We start from the raw sequence: 23,605 nt of genomic DNA, 5'->3' as shown, positions 1-23,605 counted from the left end.
GGCGATTAGGTGCCGAATCCGTGCAGTGCCGCCTTTGCGTGTGCGCAAAAATCCTTTGATCGCTTGTCGACAAGTTCCAGATTGGCCGGCAAGACATTTCGTCGCAGCACCGGGCTGGCTGGATCGATCTGCAGCCTCGCGGCATCGGGAGGGCGAATGCCGATCAATGCTTCAGCGCGCGAATGCGACTTGGAGCCTGCCCGAAATGTTTGCGAAAGGCGGTCGCGAAATTGGCCGGGTTGCCGTAACCGGCAAGATAGGCTGCCTCGTTGATCGAGACACCTTGCTCGATGATCGCGTCCTTGGCCGCTTCGAGACGCCGCGTCCGCAAATAGTCCGCAGCGCTCATGCCAAAGACACGGCGGAAGTGCGTGTTGAAGGAACGGCGGCTGATGCCGGCCTCGCGTGCCAGTTGCGGGATCGTCCAGGACCGCCGCAGATCTGCGTCGATCGCGTCGCGCACGGCGCGTAGGCGCCGCCGCTTGATGTCGCCCACGGGGTCTGCGATCGCGCGGGCTCCGGCCATGGAAATCACTCTCACAAGGATTTCCAGCGCATGTGCGGACAGCAACAGTTCTTCCACGCGCCCACGCACCGTTGGAGTCAGCATTTCCGTCGCCATCGCCAGAATTCGTGCGGGGGCCTTCAACGAAATCGCGAACTGGTCGGAGCCGGCCTGCGCGAACAGGTCAAGGAATTCGCGCTGCAGCCCCAGCCGTTCGATCGAGGAATAGGGAAAGGCGAGGCCGGCCGCGAACATGTACGTCCCCCGGGCCGCCTGTCCACCGCAGTGCGACGGTGTGCGCAGGCCCATCACGACGATCGAATTATCCGAGTAGCGCGTTCGCTCGACGCCGTTGAGCGGTCCGCCCATGCCGGCGCCCTTCAGCACGACCGAAACGTACAGCCCGGGCTTGATCACGCCCTCGGAACGTATCTCGCTATCGAGAACGAGATCGTTGCGCTGGAACAGGCATCCGGGAAACTCCAGCCACCGCACGATCTTGGCAAACTCGTCCGCCCGCGATGTGTTCGTCGCGTCGAGAATGCTGAATTCGTCGAAGATGCGATGATAGATGTGCGTCACGTGCCATTCCAGGAAACGGTCGGCGCAGGGCAGCACGCTCTATTTGTCGTCGATCAGAATGACCCGCAACTAGAATGCTTCCAAGAACCCCGCGGTCTGGTCGGACATGCGCTCGCCCCACAACGCCGTCACGATTGCGTCGAGCCCGTCCGTCAGTGCCGCCGGTCCCGGCTGCAGGATGATCGGCGACTTGATCTCGACGATGCGGTCGCTGCGTACGGCGGGGATCGCGCTCCAGCCATCGCGTGCGCGGATGCGGGCAGGGACGACCTTCTTGCCGCACCATGAGGCGAGGATGATGTCGGGTGCGGCTTCGCGCACCGCCTCCGTCGAAACGATTCGATCCTTTGCCGCCTGCCGATGTCGCAGTTCCGGGAAGACATCCACGCCCCCGGCGATCTCGATCAGCTCGGACACCCAGCCGATGCCCGAGATCAACGGATTGTCCCATTCCTCGAAATAGACCCTTGGTCGAGGCGAGGGGCGAGGCGTTGCCGCGATCGTCGCCAGGCGTTGCTCGAAGCCTTGCGCGAGCTGGTCCGCGCGTTCGGCCACGCCGACCAGCGCGCCCAGCATCCGGATCATCGCCAGGATTCCGGCGACATCGCGCTGATTGAAGACGTGGACGTCGATGCCGGCGCGGACGAGATCGGCGACGATGCCGGCCTGAAGATCGGAGAAGGCCAGCACCAGATCCGGCTCCAGCGCCAGGATCTTCGGGATGTCAGCGGAGACGAAGGCCGACACCCGCGGCTTCTCACGGCGCACCTGGGGCGGACGGACGGCGTAGCCGGAAACGCCGACGATGCGGTCCTGCTCGCCGAGCAGGTAGAGTGTCTCGACCGTCTCTTCGGTCAGGCAGACGATGCGGCGGGGTGGGTAGTGGCGCATGGTGCACCATATGCGCAAACGTTGCAGGCGATGTCACGGCGGCCATTACCTCGGACGTCATTGCTTTGCCGCGCGAAGCAATTCACCCTGACAACACAAGGAATTGGGAGGAGATCCGATGACGCCGCTCGAGAAACTTAAAGCGATGAAGATGCCGTTCGCCGAGCTCAAAGGCGTCGAATTCGTCGAAGCCGAGAAGGACCGCGTGGTGGCGCGGATGACGGTCCGGCCTGATCTCTGCACCCTGCACCACACCATCCATGGCGGCGCGGTGATGGCGCTGGCCGATTCCGTCGGCGCCGCGGCGACCGTGATCAATCTGCCCGAGGATGCCAAGGGCACCACGACGTTGGAGAGCAAGACCAATTTCATCGGTGGGGCCAGAGAGGGGGCCACGGTGATTGCCACTGCCACCCCGGTCCACCGGGGCCGGCGGACCCAGGTCTGGACCACCCGGCTGGAGACTGAGGACGGGAAGTTGGTGGCTGTGGTGACCCAGACGCAGCTGGTCCTGTAAGACTACGGGGCCTTGATTTTGTTAACGAAATAGTCGCTTCCGATGCCACTAAGTTGGGCAGGTTCCCGTCTTGAAAATCATATTGCGATGCACAATATAGGGGGCCTAGGGATTCGAACGCCTCCTCGAGGGACACCAAGAGGAGTTTTGACGTGGTACTTCAAGCGACTGTCCGCACGGCTCCGGGCTATGTGCGGACCCTGATCCAGCAGGAAGAATTGCCGCTTTTGCGCGATCACCTGCTGAGACTCGATGCCGAAAGCCGGCATGACCGTTTCAACGGCTTTCTCGACGACAGCTTCATCGAGCGTTACGCCGCCCGCTGTGCCGAGGATGGCACTGTCATCGTCGCCTATATCGTCGACGGCATGGTTCGCGGTGCGGCGGAACTGCATCCGCCGGAAGATGGTTCACTGCCCGAGGTCGCTTTCAGCGTGGAAGCCTCGGCACGCCGCCAGGGCGTCGGCACCGTGCTATTCCGCCGCTTGATCGCGGAGGCGCGCTGGAAGGGCTACAAGCAGCTGCGCATCACCACCGGTGCCGAGAATCACGCGATGCGGGCACTGGCCAAGAAGTTCGGCGCGCATCTGGCCTTCCGTCACGGCGAATCGACCGGAACGATCGATCTCGCCAAGACGCCCGAGGCCGAACTGGCGGATCTCGCGGCAGCGCCGTTCACGGCAGGCCGCGCGCTGCTTAGCTTCAACTCGACCTGCTGGAAGATCATCTCCAGCATGTACGGCAATCGCGCCGCCTAGTTCAGAAGCGGACTGGAATCAAAAAGCGGACCGGTAAAACCGGTCCGCTTTTTATTTCGGATCGAAAGATAAACGCTCAGGTACCGGTGCGCGTAGCGGTGCTGAAGCGGCGAACGACGCGGCGTTCGACCACCACCGAGCGCTGCGCGCCCTGCTCGCCGGCGATCACGCGCGTTGCGGTGATGCGGCTGTTGGTGCGGGCCTGCTTCTTCACCTCGGCCTGGACGACATCGAGCGGCATCCCCATCAGAGCTGCGGCGATCTCGGCCTGCTGCTCCTGGTCGTCGGTAATTCCGACGGCGGCGAAGATCGCCTCGTCCAGGGTCGGCGGATCGTGACGCACGCGCCGCGTGCCGTATTTGGTATTCCAGTCTGCGCTCATGGTAGCCTCATTTCGATCCGGGATACCTAGTGCTGCATATGTTGCATTGCAATATGAATTTGGTGTGGCATCTCAGCTATTCACCACTTGCATCGATCCGGCGTCAGGGTGGTGACGGAGCACCGGCATCGGCCTCGACCCTTTGCTGCGGCCAGCGCTTCAGCGCGGCGTGTCCGGCCTCGGTGAGCCCGTAGATTCCCCGTTCGGCGCGCTCAAACCAGCCATACACATTGTTAAGCAAGATCTTGCCGGCATCGGGACAGCGCACACGCAGCTCGCGGACGGGCCGCGGGCCTGTCGCGAGTTCCGATGCGCAAGCCAGTGCCTGCTGCCGGTAGGCCGTCATGATCGGCGCGCGCGTGCTGCCGCCGAGCACCGGATCGCCCTGACGGCGCTGATGCTCGGCAACGAGCCGTGAGCGAATTTTCGGTTCCCGACGCGGGGCCGCCGTCGGCGGCTTGACCAGCACCTCGACCTGGCCGCGGTCGGTCACCCCCAGCATGCCAAAGCCGAGGCGGCGGCAGAGATTGCGGTAGCGCGCATCGCTCTCGCGTCCCTTGCCACGCGCGGACATTTTTGCGGCGATCCAGACCTCGTCGCCCGCCGGCGCGCGGTCGACCGCCTGCAGGATCAGCTCGAGATTGAAGGCGAGCTTGAGCTCGCCGATCACCACGACAGGCGGATCGCCGGCGCTGAGGCCGACGAGATCGCAGCCGCCGATCTCGCCCTTGACGGTGAAGCCGAGCTCTTCGAGGAAGCGTTTGACGGGCAGGTAGAGCGCGGTTTCCACGGGTGGTCCGATCGGAGAATCAGTTGCGTGCAGTCTAGAGCCTTCTCGGCTCCGATTGAATCCGAGCCGGCCCCGGACGATTCGATCTGAACGCAGCTACACCCGCCCGCCGACCGGGATCAGCGCGCCGGTGATGCCGCTGGCGGCATCGCTGGCGAGGAACAGGATCACCTCCGCGAGCTCCTGCGGCGTCACCCACCTGGAAAAGTCCGCCTTCGGCATGTCGGCACGGTTGGCTTTGGTGTCGATGATCGAGGGCAGCACCGCGTTCACGGTGACCTTGCCCTTCCACTCATTGGCGAGCGCCTCGGTGAGGCGATGTACGCCGGCCTTTGAGGCGGCATAGGGGCCCATGCCGTTGCCGGCCTGGAGCGCGCCCATTGCGCCGATGTTGACGATGCGGCCGGCGCCGGAGGCGGCGAGATGCGGCAGCGCCGCGCGCGAAGTGCTCAGCGCCGTCAGCACGTTCAGCGCATACATGCGTTGCCACGTCGTGACGTCGCCGTCGCCGACGGTCTCGAAGGCGAAGCCGCCGGCGATGTTGATCAGCCCGTCGAGCCGGCCGAAATGCTTCGCCGCGGCATCGATCGCGGTCTTCGCCTGCGCTGCGTCGGACAGATCGACGTCGCCGATCTCGATGCGCTGGGGCGTTGCCGGCAGTTGCGAGGGCGCATGATCGATCCCGGCGATGAGTACGCCGCGAGACTGTGCGACTTCGGCAACCACTTTGCCAAGCGCGCCGAGCACGCCGGTGACGACCAGAACCTTGCCTTGCATCATCGTTCTCCCGGCGCAGCCGCTACGCTTGCAGATAGAGCGCCTTCAGTGCGGTTCGCTCTGCTGTGCCGAGCTTGAGCCCATCGCGCAAGTAGGTTTCGAGATCGCCATAGTCGCGCCCGACGGCTTCGAACGCTGCCGCCAGGTACGAGGATTCGACGGAGCCGATCGCGTCGAGAACGTCGGCGGGAAGATCGACGGCGTTCGACGGGGCGCGCTTGTAGTGGCGGTTGGTCAAAAGGTAGTCCTCGGCAATGACGTCGTCGGCGACGCCCAGCGCATGCAGGATCAGCGCGCTGGCAAAGCCGGTGCGATCCTTGCCGGCGGTGCAATGGATCACGAGCGGCGCGCGGTCTTCGAGCAGATGGCCGAACAGCGCGCGAAAGCTATGCGTGTTGTGGCGAACATAGTTGCGATAGGATTCGCGCATCAGCTCGAGCGCGACCGGTGCGGTCAGTGTCCCCCTCGCGATCTCGGCGCGCAGCGCGGCGACGACGGTTGGCTCGATCGGCAGCGAATAAACCGTGATCTCGTTGACGACGCAGACGCCGGCCGCGCGCTCCTCGACACCGCGAAAATCGAATGCGCTTCTGACACCGAGCGCGCGGACGATCTCGACATCGGCTGCGGTGAGCTGCCCGAGATGATTGGAGCGGAAGATGTGCCGCCAGCGCGTGGTGCGGCCGTCGGCGGTCCGATAGCCGCCGAGATCGCGAAAATTACTGGCGCCTTGCAGGGCGAGGTGGCGGGCAGGGGAGTCTTTTAGGGAAGAGTCTTGCATCAGATCGGCTTGGGTTATGGTTCCACTGGACGCACTACGGCGTCCTTCAAGTCCATTACAGGGGGCGATCATGGGCCGGCACAAGGCCATTGTTTTGACGATCACCATGCTGGCGGTCGGAATTCTCAGTGCGCGGCAGGCCGATGCGCAGACCTTCCGGACCTATCGCTGCGCCGACGGTACCCAGTTCATCGTGGGATTTTATGACTACGACAAGCGCGCCTTCCTCCAGATCGACGGCGAACCCGTCACGCTCGCCAAGCGGCTGTCGGTCTCGGGCGCGCGCTATTCGGGGGCAGGGATCACGCTTGTTATCGGCAAGACCGGAACGACCACGGTCAAGCATCTGAAGCGGCCGGTCACGGCCTGCGCGGTGATCGAAAAGCCCGGGATCTAATGGGGGGCCAACACGAATCAAAAAGGGCCGAAACACCGTTGTTTCGACCCTTTTTTAAACTGCTACCGGCTGCTTGCGAGAGCCCGGCGCTTTCAAACCAGCAGCTGGCATTAGCGTTCCCATTTGGGCTTGGCTTCGTCGACCGCGTCCTGGTGGTACCAGCTGTCGCTGCAGATCGAGACGTTCGCGGGAAGCGAAGCCTGATCGGCGGGGAAGCGGGTCTCGCCATAGCGGCGTCCGGCGAGAGCCGCGCGGCCCCCGACAGGGAATTGGTAGATCTTTGCAGATCCGTGACTCAGACCATTGTTCATCATTGCGATTCTCCTTGGTCGAAGCGCCTTGGCCTCCATGGTGCGCCCGACTCGTTCGATTGTGGTTACTGGAATCCCCATATCGGCCGCGCATCCCGAATTGGAAAGTGCTGAAAAGGAGATCAGTTGCGGCCTATTTTGTAGGCAGGCAGCCGTCTGCATCCCCCAAGGCACCGTGCAGATGACTAACGCCTAGGCCATTCCAAAGGTTGCTAGGCAGGGGCGGAATGCTTTGCGAAAATTACTCGACGTTGATGCGCGTTTCATCGGCAAGTTCGGGCAACCTGGTTGCTGCTCCAGAATCAGGCGTTTTTCGCGGGATTTTTGCGGTGCAGCTTCACGCGAAGGTGCGCGGCTATGACGCAGGCCGCTGTGGATGGTTTGCCGGTGTCGGGGAGGGGCCGGCTGCCGTGGAACACCCCCGGTACTGCGGCCTTTTGGCACGTTAAATGCTTGTAAAGCGCCGGCCGATGATGGCCGGGTACAAACGTGCGGGGGCCCCAGGGCCCCCAACCTTTCGCATCATCTACAGAGAGGCTCAATGACCAAGTATAAGCTCGAGTACATTTGGCTCGACGGATATACGCCGACTCCGAACTTGCGCGGCAAAACTCAGATCAAGGAATTCGCGTCGTTCCCGACGCTCGAGCAGCTTCCGCTCTGGGGCTTCGATGGCTCCTCCACCCAGCAGGCCGAAGGCCACAGCTCCGATTGCGTGCTGAAGCCGGTCGCCGTCTTCCCGGACGGCGCGCGCACCAACGGCGTGCTCGTGATGTGCGAAGTCATGATGCCCGATGGCAAGACCCCGCACGCCTCCAACAAGCGCGCCACCATCCTCGATGATGCCGGCGCCTGGTTCGGCTTCGAGCAGGAATACTTCTTCTACAAGAACGGCCGCCCGCTCGGCTTCCCCGAGGCCGGCTATCCGGCTCCGCAGGGTCCGTACTACACCGGCGTCGGCTACTCGAACGTCGGCGATGTCGCCCGCAAGATCGTCGAAGAGCATCTCGACCTCTGCCTCGCTGCCGGCATCAACCATGAAGGCATCAACGCGGAAGTCGCGAAGGGCCAGTGGGAATTCCAGATCTTCGGCAAGGGCTCCAAGAAGGCCGCTGACGAAATGTGGATGGCCCGCTACCTGATGCTGCGCCTCACCGAGAAGTACGGCATCGACATCGAATTCCACTGCAAGCCGCTCGGCGACACCGACTGGAACGGCTCGGGCATGCACGCCAACTTCTCCACCGAGTACATGCGTACGGTCGGCGGCAAGGAGTACTTCGAGGCGCTCATGGCTGCCTTCGACAAGAACCTGATGGACCACATCGCCGTCTACGGCCCGGACAACGACAAGCGTCTGACCGGCAAGCACGAGACCGCGCCGTGGAACAAGTTCAGCTACGGCGTTGCCGATCGCGGCGCTTCGATCCGCGTTCCGCACTCCTTCGTCAACAACGGCTACAAGGGCTATCTGGAAGACCGTCGTCCGAACTCGCAAGGCGACCCCTACCAGATCGCTTCGCAGATCCTGAAGACGATCTCGTCCGTGCCGACCGACAAGAAGGCCGCGGCCTAAGATCTCCCGGCCCGGGCTGGGGGGCTGGCCCGGGTTGGCGCTCAATCCGCCGGAGCTGCAAGGCTCCGGCGGATTTTTGCATTCTGATGACAGCAATCCCGTGACGTGCGGGGCTGTGCCGCGCGAAACTTGTCCACCGCCGTCGAAAGCGGGATAGAGTGCCCCTGGATGCGCGCTGGTGCCGGGGACACGGCTGGTGTTTGAGGGTTTCTACAAGGTGCGGTTTCAGCTCGGCGACACCGTCGGCCGGAGCGTCATGCATGCCGGCAACGGCAAGATGCTCGGCGGCAATTCGGCCTTCGCCCATATCGGCACCTACGAGAAGACCGACGAGGGCGTCGACGTCGTGATCAAGACGGTCCGCCACAACCCCGACCCGAACTACCGCGCCATGGCCGGCACCGATGATGCGACCCTGCTGGCGAAGGGCTGGGCCGATGGCGATCTCTATCGTTTCAAGGGTGAGCTGAAAGAACTGCCGGGCGTGCCGTTCCAGTCGGTGATGACGCCGATCAGCGAGGACGAGGTGCCGATCGCGGGCGGCCTCGGCGAAGGCGGTATCGCCGATGGCCTCTACTCGGTGCATCTGCGCATGCTCGACGGCATCGACGGCGGCCTCACCGGCGTGATCCTGCTCAACCAGGGCCGCATCCTCGGCGGCGATGCGGCGTTCTACTATCTCGGCAGCTACACCGCCGCGAAAGGCCGCTGGAAGGGCCAGATCCTCAACCAGGAGCACACGCCGGCCAAGGACGATCCGATCTTCGGCGGCCACGAGGTCGGCATCGGCTTCTCCGGCAGCTACGACGCCGACGAGGCGGTGCTGGAGGCGACGGCACTCGCCGGCAAGCGATCCTTGCGCCTCACCGCCGCGCTCAAGCTGATGCACCGCGCCTGAACGCTACAGGAATTGCACATGGAAAACGTTCGCATGCTCTCGACGCTCGGCCTGGCGGGCGCGATGCGCAGCCTGTCCTCTGCCTTCGAGACCGCCAGCGGCATTCATGTCGATGCGGACTTTGCGCCGACCCTGGCCCTGCTCAAGCGGCTGCGCGGCGGCGAGGCCGCCGATCTCGTGATCCTCACGCGCGAGGGGCTCGACGAGATGATCGGCGAGGGCCGCGTGGTTGCGGAAAGCGCGGCCGATCTGGCGCGCTCCTATGTCGGCATTGCCGTGCGGGCAGGGCAGCCGCATCCTGATATCGGCAGCGAAGCCGGTCTGCGCCAGACGCTGCTCGCGGCGCGGTCCGTTGCCTATTCGCGGCTGGGCGCGAGCGGCGTCTACTTCGCCCAGCTGATCGTGCGGATGGGCATCGCGATCGAGATCAACGCCAGGGCCACCATCGTCGAGCAGGGTTTTACGGCGGAGCGGCTCGTCAGCGGCGAGGCCGATCTTGCCGTGCAGCAGATCAGCGAGCTGAAGCAGGTCGGCGGCATCGAGGTGGTCGGCCCGATCCCGCATGAGCTGCAAACGCCAGCCATCTTCTCCGCCGGCTGCATCGCGAGCGCGAACAATGCCGTCGCGGCCGATCGGCTGCTCCGCTACCTGGCCTCACCGGAGGTCGTGCCTGTCCTCCGCCAATCCGGTCTCGAGCCTTGAATTTGCCGGGACGGGGACGCAACGTGGCGATCATGCGAACTCATCTCCTTGCCATCGCTCTCGCGCTCGCCGCGCCTCTCGCAGCTCACGCGCAGTCGGCCGATCTCGTCCTGTGCGACCGCGTTGCGGCCGATCCCAGCGATCCCGACAAGCCGGCCGACGTGAAGGGCGTTGCGGAGATCGCTGCGTCCGACGTCGCGACCGCGATCAAGTTTTGCAAGCAGGCAGCAAACGCCTCGCGCCGCGCGATGTTCGCGCTGGGACGCGCCTATGCAGCCAATCGGCAGACGGCGGAGGCGATCGCGGCCTGGCGCAAGGCGGCCGACAAGGGATCGAGCGCGGCGATGGTCGAGCTTGGCGTGCTCTACGGCACCGGCGCAGGCGTCGCCAAAGACGAGGCACAAGCGCGAAAGTTGTTCGAGAAGGCAGCGCAGGCCGGCAATCCCCGCGGCGTCAGCAACCTCGCCGCGATCGGCAGCGCAGGTGGCGCCGCGCCGGCCGATCCCGCGCAGGCCCGCGCGCTGCTGGGCAAGGCCGCCGAGACCAATGCGGAGGCGCAGTACCAGCTCGGCTTGATGCTGTCTGAAGGCGATGGCGGCGCAAAGGACGACGTCGCGGCGCGCGCGCTGTTCGAGAAGGCGGCGGCGCAAAATCATCCCGGCGCGCTCGAGCGGATGGGTGCCTTCGCCCAGGAAGGCCGCGGTGGGCCCAAGGACAAGGACGCCGCAAAGGCCTATTACGAGCGCGCGGCAGCGCTCGGCGATGAGGACGCCAAGAAGGCGCTGGAGCGCATTCGCTGCCCGTATGCGATCAAGGACAAGCAGGGCAAGCTCGTCACCACGCTGTGCTTCTGACTCACATCTCCCGAAGGGAGAGGTGAGAATGCTCGACAACGTGGCACGCAGCTCACTTCATGTAGTAGGCGAGATTGTTGCGAGCGTCGCGATAGGTCGTCTCGAGAAAATCGGGATACTCGGCGGCGGCCTGCGCCACGGCGCGCACGATGCAGGCCCAGAAATCGCCGTCCCATTTGAAGTGCGCTTCAGTCGCGCCCTCGAACTTGACGGCGGTGATGATGGCCTGCCGGATCGCTTCATCGTCGGCACGCGGATGGGCGCGCTTCACGTAGCCGAACATCGGCCCCTCATGGGCATGGTCGCGGTCGTAGCGATATTTCGCGGTCATCTGCTGCGGGGTGAGGGTGCGATTGATGCGGACCTCTTCGGCGGTCGGACGCCCTTCGATCGAATTCAATCGGTAGCGCCAGCGCCAGAGTTCGAAGGCGGCATCGAGCAGCGGCTGCTTCGCCGCGCTTGTGACGAATTCGGCGATCTGCTCTTCGGGTGATGGCTCTGTCTGGTTCATGCCCCTTGGTCGCGCGCTTGCTCCGGCGGGTTCGAAGGGCCCTTCAAGCAGGAACCAGCTCCAGCACTGGTCGTTGAACCCCGATCAGCAGGAGGCCCGATCATGATCCGCAAATTGGCATCCGGCGAATATCGCCTCTATTCACGCAAGGTGAATCCCAGGACCGGCAAGCGCCGCAACCTCGGCACGTTCAGGAGCCGTGCGGCGGCCGAGAAGCACGAGCGCGAGGTGCAGTACTTCAAGCGTCACTGAGGCGCCGGGAAGGCCCGCCAAAACAAAAAGTCGAAAAACAACCCCATGCACAGTAGCCGGGGCACTGAAATCACGCCGAAATCCCGTTCTGCTGATTTTACGAAATCTGTTTGACCCGTCGGGCAAAACAGGGGCATAATGGCAACATGGCAGAGCGAGGTCTCTAAGGGGCCTGCGCGGAAAAGCCGGGTGGAACCGGGGCGGCAGCAATGCTAGGTAACCCGCGATTCCTTTTGATTTTGCGGGCGAATTGCATTGCTGGACGGACTCTACAAGGTTGAATACGGCGTCAACGATGCGTTCGGCCGCAGCATCATGTGCCTGCATGACGGCAAGATGCTGGGCGGCAATTCGGGCTTTGCGCATCTTGGCACCTATGTGGAGCGTGACGGCGAGATCAGCGCCGAAGTGATCACCGAGCGGCATAACCTCGATCCCACCTATAAGCCGCTGATGGGGGCCGACGTCGCCTCGATCAGGGCGCGCGGCCGGTTGTACGGCAACGAGATACGTCTTCAGGGCGGTGCGAACACGATGCCGGGCGCTCATTTCTGGGCCAACATGACGCGGCTCGACGACGGGGCGCTGCCGCCGCGCGGCGCGATCGGGCCGGGCGGCATCGCCAACGGGCTCTATGGGATGAGCCTGCGCGCGCTCGACGGGGTCGAGGCCGGGCTCTCCGGCGTGATGCTGCTGATCGACGGCCGCATCCTCGGCGGCGATGCGTTCTTCTACTATCTCGGCTCCTATTCCTCGGCGGACGGCCGCTGGAAGGGCGAGATGCTGAACCAGGAGCACACGCCGGCGAAGGGCGAGAACCCCGTGTTCGGCGGCTATGAGGTCGGGATCGGTTTCTCCGGGACCTGTACGGAAGACAGCGGCGAGCTCGAAGGCATCGCGCTCGCCGGCAAGCGCAGCCTGCGCCTTGCGGCTTCGCTCAAGCTGATGCGGCGGGCGTAGGACATGTACTCATATACGTCGGATGTCCGCTTCCCGACGTGAAGCAGGCCCCGCGTTTTGCGTTCAGGACCACGGCGGCTCTTCGCTCGCCCCGGCTGCCTCGTGGCGGATCGTGACATCCGCCGAACGCAACCCGGTCAGCAGTACAGTTCTCACAGAGGCAGCATCAAATCCAATATCCTTGGCATTTGGTGGATGTGCCTCGCTGTTCTTCAATCGGAGCGCCAGGTGCAATTGCTCGCAAAGGTGCTGAACGACGAGATTGACCTGATCGTCAGTCATGATCGGCTTCTCCTGCGACCATTCTGCTACCCAACCAGGTAGCGCACTTAAGAATCGGACGGTACGCGATTGAACCGCCCAAAGGATCACTCTGTGCGATGACCATGGGCGGATGAATGAGACGCATTCCGTTCGCTACAACGCGCGAGTCCGAAATTCGACGACATCACATAGGCCCTAGTCGGACTAGGGCCTACTTCGGGATGGATCACACCGCCCGGTGGGGCGGGCCGCGCAACGCGCCCTTTCCAATCAGCCATCCTCGCCCCCGCAAGCGGGGGCGAGGTGCTGAGGTTCAGGAGCCCTCGAACTTGAACGATACGTTGATCTTGGCGCGATAGGCCTCAACTTTTCCCTTGTCATCCAGTTGCATATCGAGCTTGACGACCTCTGCAACGCGAAGATCCCGGAGAGATTTTGCAGCTTGCTCGACCGCATTGGCGGCCGCTTTCTCCCATGAGTCGCTGCTGGTACCGACCAGTTCTATGACCTTGTAGACGCTATCAGGCATATCGTCCTCCCGTTCGGTATGACCCGGGAAATCTAGCATCAGGATCTCGGCGCTGATACCGTTTCGGGGATACCCCCGGAGCCGAGAGGGAACAAACTGCATTTCGCAGAGGGCGGCTCTTGGCACCGAATTAACTGCCGGATCAGCCGGTTGGCATTCCGGCCTCTTGCAGGCCGCTGTAGATTCGGTCCCGAAGAGCCAAATAGGCGGGGTGCTGCGAATAAGCCATGCGCCGCCAGCCTGCGACGGTATTGATGCGCGTGTCCGGTAGCGCAAGGTAACGCGCCAATTGCTCACGCGCTTCCATGGTGTTTCCATTGAGCGCAAGGGCGGCAACGAGGTAGCCCGACGCGGCCGGGAATTCCGGATTGTTCGCCACTGCCTGACGAAGACAGGCGACCGCGAGATCGTCCTCGCCCAGCATGATCTGCGCCAGTCCCTCCTGAGTGTGGAATACGTAGAGGTAGGGATCAGGCGGGCTCAGCCGCTTCACCCTTCGCGCATGTTCAATGGCATTCGTGGCCAACCCAAGCATGAGGTTCGCCTGGCAGAGCACAAGATAGCTCGGAATGAAGCCGGGATTCAGCCGCAGGCTCCGCTCCGCCTCGATCAGCGCCTCCTCGGCGCAGCCTTGCGCGACGAGGAGGCGCGCCTTGGCATGACGTGCATGATAGGAATTCGGGTCGGCGACGAGTGCACGGGTCACGAGCTCTTCGCTGCTCCTGATGTCGGCATCGCGATCGACGCTCTGCATGCCGGTGATCCGCATCGTCGTCCTTTCCGCCAGGATCCCCGACCCGCAGCGCGGCGTCGCCAAATTCCATCGGGTCCTTCGTCGCGGCGGGCGCACCGCTGTTTCAGTCAGCACGGTGCCGGAACGATCCTATAATACGCGCATCAACCTTGCGGTTGCCCGCTACCTACCGTCGCTGGCGAAGGCCGCCGCTCGCGTTTTTGCGCTCGGCAATGAAATGAAATTGAAATCGCTTTTTGAGGACGCACATTTCAGGGATGTGGAGATCACTTTGCAGGCCAGGGTTTTCACGCTGCCTTCCTTTGACACTTACTTCGAGCCAATCGAGCGAGGCGCAGGATCGGCAGGGCAAGCATTCACATCCCTGCCGGCGGCCGCCCGCCGCGCCGTGCGCGAGGAGCTCCGCCGCGAACTTGGCGATACCGGTGGACCCATCGAACTGAAAGTCGAGTACAGCTTTGCAAGCGGACGACGCTGAACGCCCCTCCCTGCGGGAGGGCTGACAGCGGACCACGGCATCACTCCTTGACTGCGGCGCGCCTCTTGCAGATTGGAGGAGAAACGCGATGATCGAGAGATCCCAGGGGCAGTTGCAAACGTCTCTCGTTCGTGACGCGGGGGACGACAAGGCTCCATCTGCACACCCGGCGGATGGTGAAGATCAGAACTCGTTCCTTTATGCGAATTGTGCTCTTGGTCTCTTTCCAATCGACCCGGTCGATCTTCACGATTTCGCAAAAGGGCAGCTGTTGGCTTTGGCGATTTTTGTGCCTGTTGCGATGGCGCTTTTCATTTTTCTTGCCTCGTAAGGGCTTCCGCTTGACGGACGCAGCGGCAAACGTCACGCCGGCAAGCGCAGCCTGCGCCTTGCAGCTTCGCTCAAGCTGACGGGGCGGGCGTGAACGTCAATTCGCGCGATCACGGCTGAGGACGCTGGCGCGGTCTTCGCCGGGAGACGGTCGTCATATCCGCTGGGCGGACAGCCGCGCCACGACGAATTCGATGGCGGTGCGAACCCGCCGAGGCATCGCGCCGGCCCCTCGCTTGGGCCAGACGATCTGGAGCGGGATGGGTGGCGGCTCGTGGCCGACAAGGATCTGCTCGACGATGCCCTGATCGATGAGCCTGCGGACCTGCCAAAGCGGGGCGATCCCGATGCCAAAGCCGGACGCGACGGCCGCGTTGCGTGCCGCGGCGCTTTCCGACCGAAAGCGACCATGGACTGCAATACGCTGCCGGTCGTCGCCGAATACCCATCTGTCATCATCACCGGCTCGCAACACGGATTCATGCCGGGATAGTTCTTCCGGACGCTCGGGCCGACCATGGGCCGCGAGATAGACCGGCGAAGCGAACACGGCCCAGCTCAGTCCACCGAGGCGGCGAACCCGCAAGTTCGAGTCCGGCAGATGGCCGATGCGAACGGCAAAATCGAGCTTCTCCGCGACGAGATCGACACGCTCATCGGACAGGACGAGTTCGAGGTCGATCTCCGGATTCCGCGTCAGGAATTGGCTCAGCACGGGCGTCACATATTCGGGGCCGAACAGGCTCGATGTGCCGACGCGGATGGTGCCGGCAAGCCGCCGGTTGCTGGCGAGCAGGTCTTCACGCGCGGCGTCGATGGTTGTCAGCGCGAGGCGGATGCGATCGGCAAATTCGAGGCCCGCTTGTGTTGGATTTAGGCGCCGCGTCGTTCGCGATACGAGCTCCACGCCAAGGTCGTCTTCGAGACGCGCAAGCGAACGGCTCACCGATTGCAGCGATCTGCCAAGACGCGTCGCGGCGGACGTCAGGCTTCTCTCGTCGAGGACAGCCAGAAATACCTCGTAGTCTGCAAGCGAGGCCAACGTCATTCCTCCGGAAAGTGAGATAATATATCCATATTGCCGGTCATTATCATCATAGATGCGATGTGTTGTGAATGGACTCCCGATCACCTGGAGATTCTCATGACGAAACCGGCTTCCTGCGCAGCAAACGTCCCTTTGGCGGCCCTGACGCCTCTCTATGGCCCCCCGATCACGCTCGAAGAGGCGAGGATCGTGGCCGATGCGGCGCGGGCCGAAGCGCAACGTCATGGCTGGCCCATGGTCATCGCCATTACCGACAGCGGCGGCCATCTCGTCCTGCTGTACCGTCTCGATCAGGCGCAGCATGGCAGCGTGCTCGTCGCGCAGCAGAAGGCGAAGACCGCCGTCGATTTCAGGCGGCCGACCGGGGCGTTCGAATCCGCGCTGGCGGACGGCGGCCTTCACTGGCGATTGCTGGGCATGACCAACCTGACGCCTCTGGAGGGCGGCCTTCCAATCCTGCGCGACGGCAGGGTGATCGGAGCCATCGGCGTCTCGGGCATGCAGTCAACCCAGGACGCGCAGGCCGCCGCGGCAGGCGTTGCGGCGTTCGGAGCGTGACGGCTCCGGCGCGGGGGCGCGGCGCGGAACTACGGCTACGCGCGGTTGGGGATAGCGGAATCCGTACCCCGCTGGGCTTCCCCTGGCGGGCCGTATGGCCTATGACGCTGCAACGCAAAAATCCCCCCAAAAGACCCCATGATCCGCCTCGACAACGTCAGCAAGCAAGCCGGCCACCAGATCCTGTTCATCGAAGCCTCCGCGGCCCTCAACAAGGGCGAGAAGATCGGCCTTGTCGGCCCGAACGGCGCCGGCAAGACCACGCTGTTCCGCATGATCGCCGGCGAGGAGCTGCCGGACGAGGGGCAGGTCTCGACCGATCGCGGCATCACCATCGGCTATTTCAACCAGGACGTCGGCGAGATGTCTGGCCACAGCGCCGTGGCCGAGGTGATGAATGGCGCCGGTCCCGTCAGCGAGGTCGCGGCCGAGCTGCGCGAGCTCGAGGCCGATATGGCCGATCCCGACAAGGCCGATGCGATGGACGAGATCATCGCGCGCTACGGCGAGGTGCAGCACCGGTTCGAGGAGCTGGACGGCTATGCGCTCGACGGTCGTGCGCGCGAAGCGCTGTCCGGCCTCGGCTTCAGCCAGGAGATGATGGACGGCGACGTCGGCAAGCTCTCGGGCGGCTGGAAGATGCGCGTGGCGCTGGCGCGCATTCTCCTGATGCGCCCCGACGTCATGCTGCTGGACGAGCCGAGCAACCATCTCGATCTCGAAAGCCTGATCTGGCTGGAGAAATTCCTGCACGACTACGAAGGCACGCTGCTGATGACGTCGCACGACCGCGAGTTCATCAACCGCGTGATCTCCAAGGTGATCGAGATCGACAGCGGCTCGCTCACCACCTACACCGGCGACTACGAATTCTACGAGCAGCAGCGGGCGCAGAACGAGAAGCAGCAGCAGGCGCAGTTCGAGCGCCAGCAGGCCATGCTCGCCAAGGAGATCAAGTTCATCGAGCGCTTCAAGGCGCGCGCCTCGCATGCGGCGCAGGTGCAGAGCCGGGTGAAGAAGCTCGACAAGATCGAGCGGGTCGAGCCGCCGCGCCGCCGCCAGAGCGTCGCGTTCGACTTCCTGCCGGCGCCGCGCTCGGGCGAGGACGTCGTCGCGTTGAAGAACGTCCACAAGGGCTATGGCAGCAAGCGCATCTATGACGGGCTCGATTTCATGATCCGCCGCCGGGAGCGCTGGTGCGTGATGGGCGTCAACGGCGCCGGCAAGTCGACGCTGCTCAAGCTGGTCGCCGGTGCGAGCGAGCCCGACCAGGGCACGGTGGCGCTAGGGGGCAGCGTCAAGATGGGCTATTTCGCCCAGCATGCGATGGACCTGCTCGACGGCGAGCGCACCGTGTTCCAGTCGCTGGAAGACCAGTTTCCGACCGCGGGGCAGGGCTCGTTGCGCGCGCTCGCCGGCTGCTTCGGCTTCTCCGGCGACGACGTCGAGAAGCGCTGCCGCGTGCTGTCGGGCGGCGAGAAGGCGCGCCTGGTGATGGCCAAGATGCTGTTCGATCCGCCGAACTTTTTGGTGCTGGACGAGCCGACCAACCATCTCGACCTCGCCACCAAGGAGATGCTGATCACGGCGCTGGCCGATTTCGAGGGCACCATGCTGTTCGTCTCGCACGACCGCCACTTCCTGGCGACGCTGTCGAACCGCGTGCTGGAGCTGACGCCGGAGGGTATCCACCAATACGGCGGCGGCTACACGGAATATGTCGCGCGTACGGGGCAGGAGGCGCCGGGGTTGCGGAGCTAGGGGTGGCCTGTAGCCCGGATGGAGCGCAAGCGTAATCCGGGATTCCTGCCACGCGGTCGTTCGATGCGGACGGTCTGACCCCGGATTGCGCTGCGCTTCATCCGGGCTACAAGAGCGCCGACGGGATCCGTAGCCCGGATGGAGCGCAAGCGTAATCCGGGATCACTCTCCGCGTTCACCGAAATTGCCGGTGATCTTGCCGTTGCCACCCCAATCGGCGGGCAGGATGCCGGCACGAATGTAGCGATGGAGCGAAGAGTAGGGCCAGTCGATCGGTGACGCGACGAGGCCGTGCCTGACGGGATTGAAATGGATATAGTCGGCGCATCGTTCGAAATCCGCGTCGTCGCGAATGGTGTGCTCCCAAAATCGTCGCTGCCACAGGCCGAACTCGCCGCGATGATTGCGAGCGACTGGTACGCCGGAAGTGACGAGCCGGTGCGTGAACAGGCTCTTGATGCGTCGCCATCGACCGGAGAAGTCCGAGTCATTTTCCGGCAACGTCATGATGATGTGGAGATGGTCGGGCAGGATCACGATCGTGTCGATCGTGAACGGTTTTTCGGTCCGGGCCGTCCTAATGCTGCGCGCAGCTGCCCGACGTGGTCGATCAACGCGGACGATCTCCGATCGTCCAGCGTCGCGGTGAAGAAGTAGGCGCCGCCGGGTACGAAATTTCGCCGATAGCGAACCATGCGAGAGTTTCCCGGATCGTGCTTCGCTTCATCCGGGCTACAACCAAATCGAGAGAGTTGCAATGAACTCGCTCGATGTGCGCGCTTCAGTGAATGATGCCGAGGCTTAGCCCCGCCGCCACCGGCCGGACGATGCCGTAGCCGTAATCGTAGTTCGGCACTGCGCTGCCCTGGGGCCGCGCCGTCGCCTTCAAGACCGCAATCATGGTTGCCGGATCCGTCGCCATTGGCGGCCGCAGGGTTCGCAGCGCCGCGATGCAGCCGGATGCGACGCCGCATGACGTCGACGTTCCCGTATCCGGCTCGAAGCCACGCGGGCCTCGCAGGACCTTCGAGCCGAGAAACTGCGTATAGGCGGTGATGTCGGGCTTCTGCGGCGGCAAGCCCGCGATCGACGGTCCTTGCGAGGAATAGCAGACGCGCACGTCGTGGATGTCGCAACCGGCGATCGTCAGCACTTCGTCATAGGCGTTGGCGCCCATGATCATGCCCTCCGTCCGCTGCAGACACACGGCATTGGGGCAGCCGTCGCCGCAGTTGCCGGCGGCGAAAACCACGTCGGCTCCGAATGCCGTGAGCAACCAGACGTACAGTCTGAAGGGGTGATTGGGATTGTCGATGTAGCGCATGGGATCGCCGGGCGGAAAGTCGTCGAGGCTCGGATGGAAGATGCCCCAGCTATTGTTGACCACGAGCGAGCTCTGCGGAATGGCTCCAGTGACCGCCCAGCGCCAGATCAGGATCAAGTAACCGCGCATCATTTCCCCGATCGTCGCACTGACGGTGTGCTCCCCGGCCGGACGCCCGAGCAGCAAGGGATAATCGAGCAGCGTCACGTTCGGCGCCACCGCGAGCACGCCATAGGCGCACATCGTTCCGTGTCCGATGCGATGGAGCCCCGGCTTCGTCGCCACGGTCGGTGGCGTCCACGAATTGCCGACATTCAGGTCCGGGTCGAAGCCGAACCGCGTCGCAAGATGTGACTTGCAGATCCCGGTATCAACGATAGCGACGGCAACACCCGCACCGTAGAGGCCGTTGTGCTGCAGCGTCGCGGTGTTGAGATCCTGCCGAACCGTCTCGGTATTGCCCGTGGCCTTGTTGGCAGGGGGTAAAGCAAGCTGGCCGCGCACGTCGGGATCCAACCACACCGGCTCGCCATTGTTGAAGCCCGGCTTGGCGAGGCTTTCGGGAGCAACGTAGGCGCGGATCAGGAATTTCTTCGATTTATCGAGCGCGAGGAGTGAGGACGCGTTCTCGCCCTTGTCGTTGATCGAGACTGCAGGTCGCTGATCGGCGCCATCCCAGATCGGCAAGGCGCCGAACTCGCCGTCGACCAAAAAGTCGGACGCCGCGTTCCTTTGAATGTATTCGCTCATCGTGCCGGCCGGACTATCGCCCTTGAGCAGGTCGTTTGCCGCCTTCACGAGCAAGCTATTCTGATTACGCTGCGCCAGCACCCGCACATAGCCGGTGCGCAATTCCCAGGGCGTCATGGCTGCCTCCGCTGCCGTGGTCAGGTTGCGCGTGGTCTCACTGCCATTCGGTCTTCGCGAGTTTGAGCGTGGCCACGTAGAACGGGCAGGCCGTCAGATACGGTTTCAGGGCGACCGCGGCCCTGGCGCCCGCGTCGATGTCCTCGCGATAATGCAATCCCGCGATCACCCGGTTCATCCCGACCCGCGCGGCCAATGCGCGCAACGCCTCCTTGTATTGAGGCAGCAGGTCGGCCAGGCATTCGGAGGTGAGCGTGCCGATCAGCGCGTGTCCGGCCGGATAGGCCGGGTGCCCCGGGACCTGGACCGGCGGATACAGCGTCGGGCAGACCTGGCTTGGTCGCGGCTGGTACCAATAGGGCGGTGGGCCGGCACCAGCCGGGTTCGGATATTGGAGCTTGAGCTCGACCATCGCGAATTCGCCGACCCGGGCCATGATCTTCATCAGCAGGAACGTGTGCGGGTGGGACGTGGCGCTTATGTTGAGAAGCTGCAGCCAGCGCAGCTGAAAGTTCTGGTTCTCCTCCACGATCTCGCCAAGCGCTTCGGGCCGCTCCGCGACAGCCAGCATCAGGACCTCGTCGATCATCTTCGCAGTGACGGGGTAGGTCGGCGGCGGGAGCGCGACTGCCGCCTGCCATTGCTTTTTGTCGATGGTCTGCGACAGAAATTCCGGCAGGATTGCGATGGCGCGCAGATCCGGATCCCATTCCGCGTCTCGAAACTTGGCGCTGTAGTCCCGCGTGATGGCGATCTCGGCAAGCGGCCGATCGGCCCGCATTGCGAACACGGGCGATCCACCACCGCCGCCCGAGCCGCCCGACCAGTTTCCTCCGAACCAATTGCCACCAAACCAGTTGCCTCCGAACCAATTGCCCCCCATGACGGGATCCTCCTGTGGTTCGCTGCAAATGCAGCATGGGTTCAATCCGGCAAGCCTGCCTCTCGCAAATGTTCGATGAAGCGTTCCCGCAAACCTATCTTGAAGGGGCAACGCTCGCGATAAGCCGAAAGCTTGAATCGAGGTTGGATGTCCAGAATCATCTTGGTGACGCTCCGGGCCTCCTCGTTCTGGCCCTTCGCAATATAGGCGGCTGCCAGCACACGCAGATTGGCGGACAGCCGTCCGTTCAGAGCTGCGGTCTTGCGGGCCCACACGACCGCCTCGTCGTAATTGCCATTGATGTAATGCGCTTGGCCGAGGAACATCAGGTAGAAATATGCCTGTGTATCGGCCGGCGACAGACGCAATCCCTGTTCAGCGCGCGTGATCGCTGATTGGCCCTCCTCAAGGTAGCCGTACACGCCACTGCTAAGGGTCCAAGCCATAGCATTTCCGGGCGACGCGCTCAACGCTCTGTCAAAGAGGTCGAGCGCCGCGTCGTAGTCCTTGAACAACAGCGCCTTGGCGTGTCCGAGAACGGCCAGCGCGAAGCCGTCCGCCGGCGCACGATCGACCGCCGCGGTGGCAAGGCGCGCCGCTTCCGCCGCATCGGGTCCGCCTTCGGCACCCCAGCCTTGCGCGACATTGTGAATGTGCCAGAGCGCTGCATAAGCATAGGGGGTCGCGTAGCTCGGATCCGAAGCGATCGCGGCCTGCAACAGCTCGCCCGCCCGGCCGAAGTCGAAGAAGTTCATGCGATACATGAAGTCGATCGCCTTCATGAGCAGCTCGTAGGCATTGAGATTGTCCGAGCGCTTCTGCAGCGCGCGCTTCAGCTCCGCCTCGCGGACCTGGGGAGCGATGCTCCATACGATGCGCGTCGCAATGCGGCTCTGAAATTCGAACAGTTCGGAGACGTCGCCATCATAGTGATCCGCCCAGAGCACGATCCCGGCTTCGACGTCCTTCAATTCCACGCCGATGCGAAGCCGCTTGTCGGCGCGCCGGATGCTGCCGCTCAGGACGTATCGGACGCCGAGCTCCTGACCGATCCTCTGGCTGTCGATCGGTCCGCTGCGATAGGGCGAGGTGGACATGCTCGAGATGACGAACAGCCCGCGGAGGCTCTGAAGCGCCACGACGATCTCGTCGGCCGTCCCATCGCCGAAGTAATCGTCGACCGGGTTCGCTCCCTGGGTACGAAACGGCAGGACCGCGATGTAGGGCACCTTGGCCTGGCGGCTCGCCTTGCGGCCACCGCTCGACGGCAAGCGTTCGGCCTCCGGCAGCAGGAGAGAGTAAGCGTGAACGGGGCGTGCAAGGTGCTTGAGCCGGAGGACGCCCAGGTCCTGGACCGGTACCTCGATGCGGTCCTTGATCTGCTGAAACATCTCGTCCGAAAGCACCACGCCGCCGGCCGGCGCCGACTGCTCGAGCCTCGCCGCGATGTTGACGCCCTTTCCGAAGATGTCCTCGGATTCGACGATGGTCTGCGCAACGTTCAGACCCATTCGAAACTGTATCTTCCGGTCGAATCCTTCCCGGGTCTGTGCCGCCGCGACTTCGGCCTGCAAGGCGACCGCACAGCGCGCAGCATCAAGGGAGGAATCGAAGGAGGCGAGAAAGCCGTCCCCCGTATTCTTCACGATCCTGCCGCGGAAGGAGACGATGCACGGGTTGATGACGCCGAAACGAAGCGCTCGCAGGCGGATGTGGGTGGCTTCCTCCGCCACCTCGGTCAGGCGAGCATAGCCCACGACGTCGGCGGCCAGAATCGCAAGCACGCGCCGCGATGGCGGGGCATCTGCAACATCGATCCCCGGATGGTTCACCTTGCCCGCCCCGCTGCTTTGCAGAACGGGGGCAGGATAGCAGAACGTGACGCTATTGACAGCGCGCACCGGGCACCTCGTGCTCCAAACAACGTCAACGCCCGCTTGCGCGCGCGCCGACATCTTGCTGAATGACGCGGCCCCCAAATCATATACAACGAACCTCCCTTCCGGTGAGCGCCATGTCAGACGAGGCACGGTGGTCGTGTCCGCGAACATGGGAAACGCGCTCCCCGAAGCGGGTGGTGGGCCTGATCCTGGCGGCCTTTTCAGCCCTATCTGCATAGAGCCACAGATCAACTCGACCGCAAAGCGGAAGGCCTGAGAGCCACCGCGTTGCGCAGTGGCATTTTACAGCCAAACCGGAAATGCGCTGTGAATTAAATCATACATAAATACGTAAATTCGTGCGATCCGCCTCAGCGGTTGTGTTTCGCCGATTTGCTCGCGTCGGCTCGGTGCATATTTACCGCGCGGCAGTTTGCAATGTGGTCTACGGTGAAGAACTAGCTCCCGCCGCGAACAGGATTGCT

General features: G+C 63.6%; 28 protein-coding genes and 1 pseudogene. 13 read left to right on the top strand and 16 right to left on the bottom strand.

Annotated features, from left to right (window positions below; all coding sequences use genetic code 11):
- Positions 1-163 precede the first annotated feature (163 nt).
- Together XH79_RS26090 and XH79_RS26085 are read right to left on the bottom strand one after the other, a co-directional pair.
- Positions 164-1,087: an AraC family transcriptional regulator gene (locus XH79_RS26090; protein ID WP_212337130.1), complete on the bottom strand. Its 924-nt coding sequence runs from the start codon at positions 1,085-1,087 to the stop codon at positions 164-166.
- A gap of 69 nt (positions 1,088-1,156) precedes the next feature.
- Positions 1,157-1,978, bottom strand: a complete 822-nt coding sequence (locus XH79_RS26085) for a cobalamin-binding protein (RefSeq protein ID WP_212337128.1) — start codon at positions 1,976-1,978, stop codon at positions 1,157-1,159.
- 118 nt (positions 1,979-2,096) lie between these two features.
- On the opposite strand from XH79_RS26085, the gene XH79_RS26080 reads away from it, so the two are divergent.
- Positions 2,097-2,495: a PaaI family thioesterase gene (locus tag XH79_RS26080; RefSeq protein ID WP_212337126.1), complete on the top strand. Its 399-nt coding sequence runs from the start codon at positions 2,097-2,099 to the stop codon at positions 2,493-2,495.
- A gap of 152 nt (positions 2,496-2,647) precedes the next feature.
- Positions 2,648-3,253, top strand: a complete 606-nt coding sequence (locus XH79_RS26075) for a GNAT family N-acetyltransferase (RefSeq protein ID WP_271583435.1) — start codon at positions 2,648-2,650, stop codon at positions 3,251-3,253.
- 76 nt (positions 3,254-3,329) lie between these two features.
- Here the strand turns inward: XH79_RS26075 and XH79_RS26070 are convergent, their stop codons facing one another.
- From XH79_RS26070 to XH79_RS26055, 4 genes are all read right to left on the bottom strand, one after another.
- Positions 3,330-3,635, bottom strand: coding sequence for a hypothetical protein (locus XH79_RS26070; RefSeq protein WP_063683963.1), 306 nt, complete (start codon positions 3,633-3,635; stop codon positions 3,330-3,332).
- 103 nt (positions 3,636-3,738) lie between these two features.
- The gene (locus XH79_RS26065) at positions 3,739-4,425 is read right to left on the bottom strand and encodes a DUF2161 domain-containing phosphodiesterase (protein WP_212337123.1); all 687 of its coding nucleotides are present in this window, start codon (positions 4,423-4,425) and stop codon (positions 3,739-3,741) included.
- A gap of 96 nt (positions 4,426-4,521) precedes the next feature.
- Complete coding sequence (locus XH79_RS26060) at positions 4,522-5,202, bottom strand: SDR family oxidoreductase (protein ID WP_271583554.1); 681 nt, start codon at positions 5,200-5,202, stop codon at positions 4,522-4,524.
- A gap of 22 nt (positions 5,203-5,224) precedes the next feature.
- Positions 5,225-5,983 (bottom strand): tyrosine-protein phosphatase, encoded by a 759-nt coding sequence (locus tag XH79_RS26055; protein ID WP_271583434.1) that lies wholly within the window; start codon positions 5,981-5,983, stop codon positions 5,225-5,227.
- Positions 5,984-6,053: 70 nt separating this feature from the next.
- On the opposite strand from XH79_RS26055, the gene XH79_RS26050 reads away from it, so the two are divergent.
- Entirely contained in the window at positions 6,054-6,380 is a 327-nt protein-coding gene (locus tag XH79_RS26050) for an MliC family protein (protein WP_271583433.1), read from the top strand.
- A 110-nt stretch (positions 6,381-6,490) separates the two neighbouring features.
- Here the strand turns inward: XH79_RS26050 and XH79_RS26045 are convergent, their stop codons facing one another.
- A complete protein-coding gene (locus XH79_RS26045) occupies positions 6,491-6,694 on the bottom strand; it encodes a DUF2735 domain-containing protein (protein WP_172788500.1) in 204 nt (67 codons plus the stop codon).
- Positions 6,695-7,232: 538 nt separating this feature from the next.
- On the opposite strand from XH79_RS26045, the gene XH79_RS26040 reads away from it, so the two are divergent.
- The 4 genes from XH79_RS26040 to XH79_RS26025 all read left to right on the top strand — a co-directional run bounded on the left by XH79_RS26040 (position 7,233) and on the right by XH79_RS26025 (position 10,721).
- The gene (locus XH79_RS26040; RefSeq protein WP_212337115.1) at positions 7,233-8,267 is read left to right on the top strand and encodes a glutamine synthetase beta-grasp domain-containing protein; all 1,035 of its coding nucleotides are present in this window, start codon (positions 7,233-7,235) and stop codon (positions 8,265-8,267) included.
- Between the two features lie 196 nt (positions 8,268-8,463).
- A complete protein-coding gene (locus XH79_RS26035; protein ID WP_271583432.1) occupies positions 8,464-9,165 on the top strand; it encodes a GrlR family regulatory protein in 702 nt (233 codons plus the stop codon).
- Between the two features lie 18 nt (positions 9,166-9,183).
- Complete coding sequence (locus XH79_RS26030; RefSeq protein ID WP_271583431.1) at positions 9,184-9,867, top strand: substrate-binding domain-containing protein; 684 nt, start codon at positions 9,184-9,186, stop codon at positions 9,865-9,867.
- 32 nt (positions 9,868-9,899) lie between these two features.
- The gene (locus tag XH79_RS26025) at positions 9,900-10,721 is read left to right on the top strand and encodes a tetratricopeptide repeat protein (protein WP_271583430.1); all 822 of its coding nucleotides are present in this window, start codon (positions 9,900-9,902) and stop codon (positions 10,719-10,721) included.
- A gap of 52 nt (positions 10,722-10,773) precedes the next feature.
- Here the strand turns inward: XH79_RS26025 and XH79_RS26020 are convergent, their stop codons facing one another.
- Positions 10,774-11,232, bottom strand: a complete 459-nt coding sequence (locus XH79_RS26020; RefSeq protein WP_212337108.1) for a hypothetical protein — start codon at positions 11,230-11,232, stop codon at positions 10,774-10,776.
- 102 nt (positions 11,233-11,334) lie between these two features.
- On the opposite strand from XH79_RS26020, the gene XH79_RS26015 reads away from it, so the two are divergent.
- Positions 11,335-11,484, top strand: a complete 150-nt coding sequence (locus tag XH79_RS26015) for a hypothetical protein (protein ID WP_254118827.1) — start codon at positions 11,335-11,337, stop codon at positions 11,482-11,484.
- A gap of 255 nt (positions 11,485-11,739) precedes the next feature.
- Entirely contained in the window at positions 11,740-12,444 is a 705-nt protein-coding gene (locus tag XH79_RS26010) for a hypothetical protein (protein ID WP_271583429.1), read from the top strand.
- A 63-nt stretch (positions 12,445-12,507) separates the two neighbouring features.
- Here XH79_RS26010 and XH79_RS26005 read toward each other — a convergent pair whose 3' ends face one another.
- The 3 genes from XH79_RS26005 to XH79_RS25995 all read right to left on the bottom strand — a co-directional run bounded on the left by XH79_RS26005 (position 12,508) and on the right by XH79_RS25995 (position 14,006).
- Complete coding sequence (locus XH79_RS26005; protein ID WP_143109132.1) at positions 12,508-12,726, bottom strand: hypothetical protein; 219 nt, start codon at positions 12,724-12,726, stop codon at positions 12,508-12,510.
- A 295-nt stretch (positions 12,727-13,021) separates the two neighbouring features.
- Positions 13,022-13,237, bottom strand: coding sequence for a dodecin family protein (locus tag XH79_RS26000; protein WP_212337104.1), 216 nt, complete (start codon positions 13,235-13,237; stop codon positions 13,022-13,024).
- Between the two features lie 142 nt (positions 13,238-13,379).
- Positions 13,380-14,006, bottom strand: coding sequence for a tetratricopeptide repeat protein (locus XH79_RS25995; protein ID WP_271583428.1), 627 nt, complete (start codon positions 14,004-14,006; stop codon positions 13,380-13,382).
- Here XH79_RS25995 and XH79_RS25990 point away from each other — a divergent pair.
- The gene (locus XH79_RS25990) at positions 13,990-14,469 is read left to right on the top strand and encodes a hypothetical protein (protein WP_271583427.1); all 480 of its coding nucleotides are present in this window, start codon (positions 13,990-13,992) and stop codon (positions 14,467-14,469) included. The genes XH79_RS25995 and XH79_RS25990 overlap by 17 nt on opposite strands.
- Before the next feature lie 88 nt (positions 14,470-14,557).
- A complete protein-coding gene (locus XH79_RS25985) occupies positions 14,558-14,800 on the top strand; it encodes a hypothetical protein (RefSeq protein ID WP_271583426.1) in 243 nt (80 codons plus the stop codon).
- A gap of 153 nt (positions 14,801-14,953) precedes the next feature.
- Here XH79_RS25985 and XH79_RS25980 read toward each other — a convergent pair whose 3' ends face one another.
- Positions 14,954-16,072, bottom strand: a complete 1,119-nt coding sequence (locus XH79_RS25980) for a LysR family transcriptional regulator (protein ID WP_271583425.1) — start codon at positions 16,070-16,072, stop codon at positions 14,954-14,956.
- On the opposite strand from XH79_RS25980, the gene XH79_RS25975 reads away from it, so the two are divergent.
- Complete coding sequence (locus XH79_RS25975) at positions 16,037-16,405, top strand: GlcG/HbpS family heme-binding protein (RefSeq protein ID WP_271583424.1); 369 nt, start codon at positions 16,037-16,039, stop codon at positions 16,403-16,405. The genes XH79_RS25980 and XH79_RS25975 overlap by 36 nt on opposite strands.
- 138 nt (positions 16,406-16,543) lie before the next feature.
- Positions 16,544-18,166 carry an ABC-F family ATP-binding cassette domain-containing protein gene (locus XH79_RS25970; protein WP_271583423.1) on the top strand — a complete coding sequence of 541 codons (1,623 nt, stop codon included), beginning with the start codon at positions 16,544-16,546 and terminating at the stop codon, positions 18,164-18,166.
- Positions 18,167-18,328: 162 nt separating this feature from the next.
- Here the strand turns inward: XH79_RS25970 and XH79_RS25965 are convergent.
- From XH79_RS25965 to XH79_RS25950, 4 genes and pseudogenes are all read right to left on the bottom strand, one after another.
- Positions 18,329-18,861, bottom strand: a pseudogene (locus XH79_RS25965) (REP-associated tyrosine transposase).
- Between the two features lie 86 nt (positions 18,862-18,947).
- Positions 18,948-20,357, bottom strand: a complete 1,410-nt coding sequence (locus tag XH79_RS25960) for a S8 family serine peptidase (protein ID WP_271583422.1) — start codon at positions 20,355-20,357, stop codon at positions 18,948-18,950.
- A 37-nt stretch (positions 20,358-20,394) separates the two neighbouring features.
- Positions 20,395-21,138, bottom strand: a complete 744-nt coding sequence (locus XH79_RS25955; RefSeq protein ID WP_271583421.1) for a PA-phosphatase — start codon at positions 21,136-21,138, stop codon at positions 20,395-20,397.
- Between the two features lie 143 nt (positions 21,139-21,281).
- On the bottom strand, positions 21,282-23,141 hold the full coding sequence (locus XH79_RS25950) for an adenylate/guanylate cyclase domain-containing protein (protein WP_271583420.1): 1,860 nt from the start codon (positions 23,139-23,141) through the stop codon (positions 21,282-21,284).
- Positions 23,142-23,605 lie beyond the last annotated feature (464 nt).

The organism is Bradyrhizobium sp. CCBAU 45389 (assembly GCF_028128625.1).
Classification (GTDB): Bacteria; Pseudomonadota; Alphaproteobacteria; order Rhizobiales; family Xanthobacteraceae; genus Bradyrhizobium; species Bradyrhizobium liaoningense_B.
This window is presented reverse-complemented; position numbering and strand designations above follow the sequence as displayed.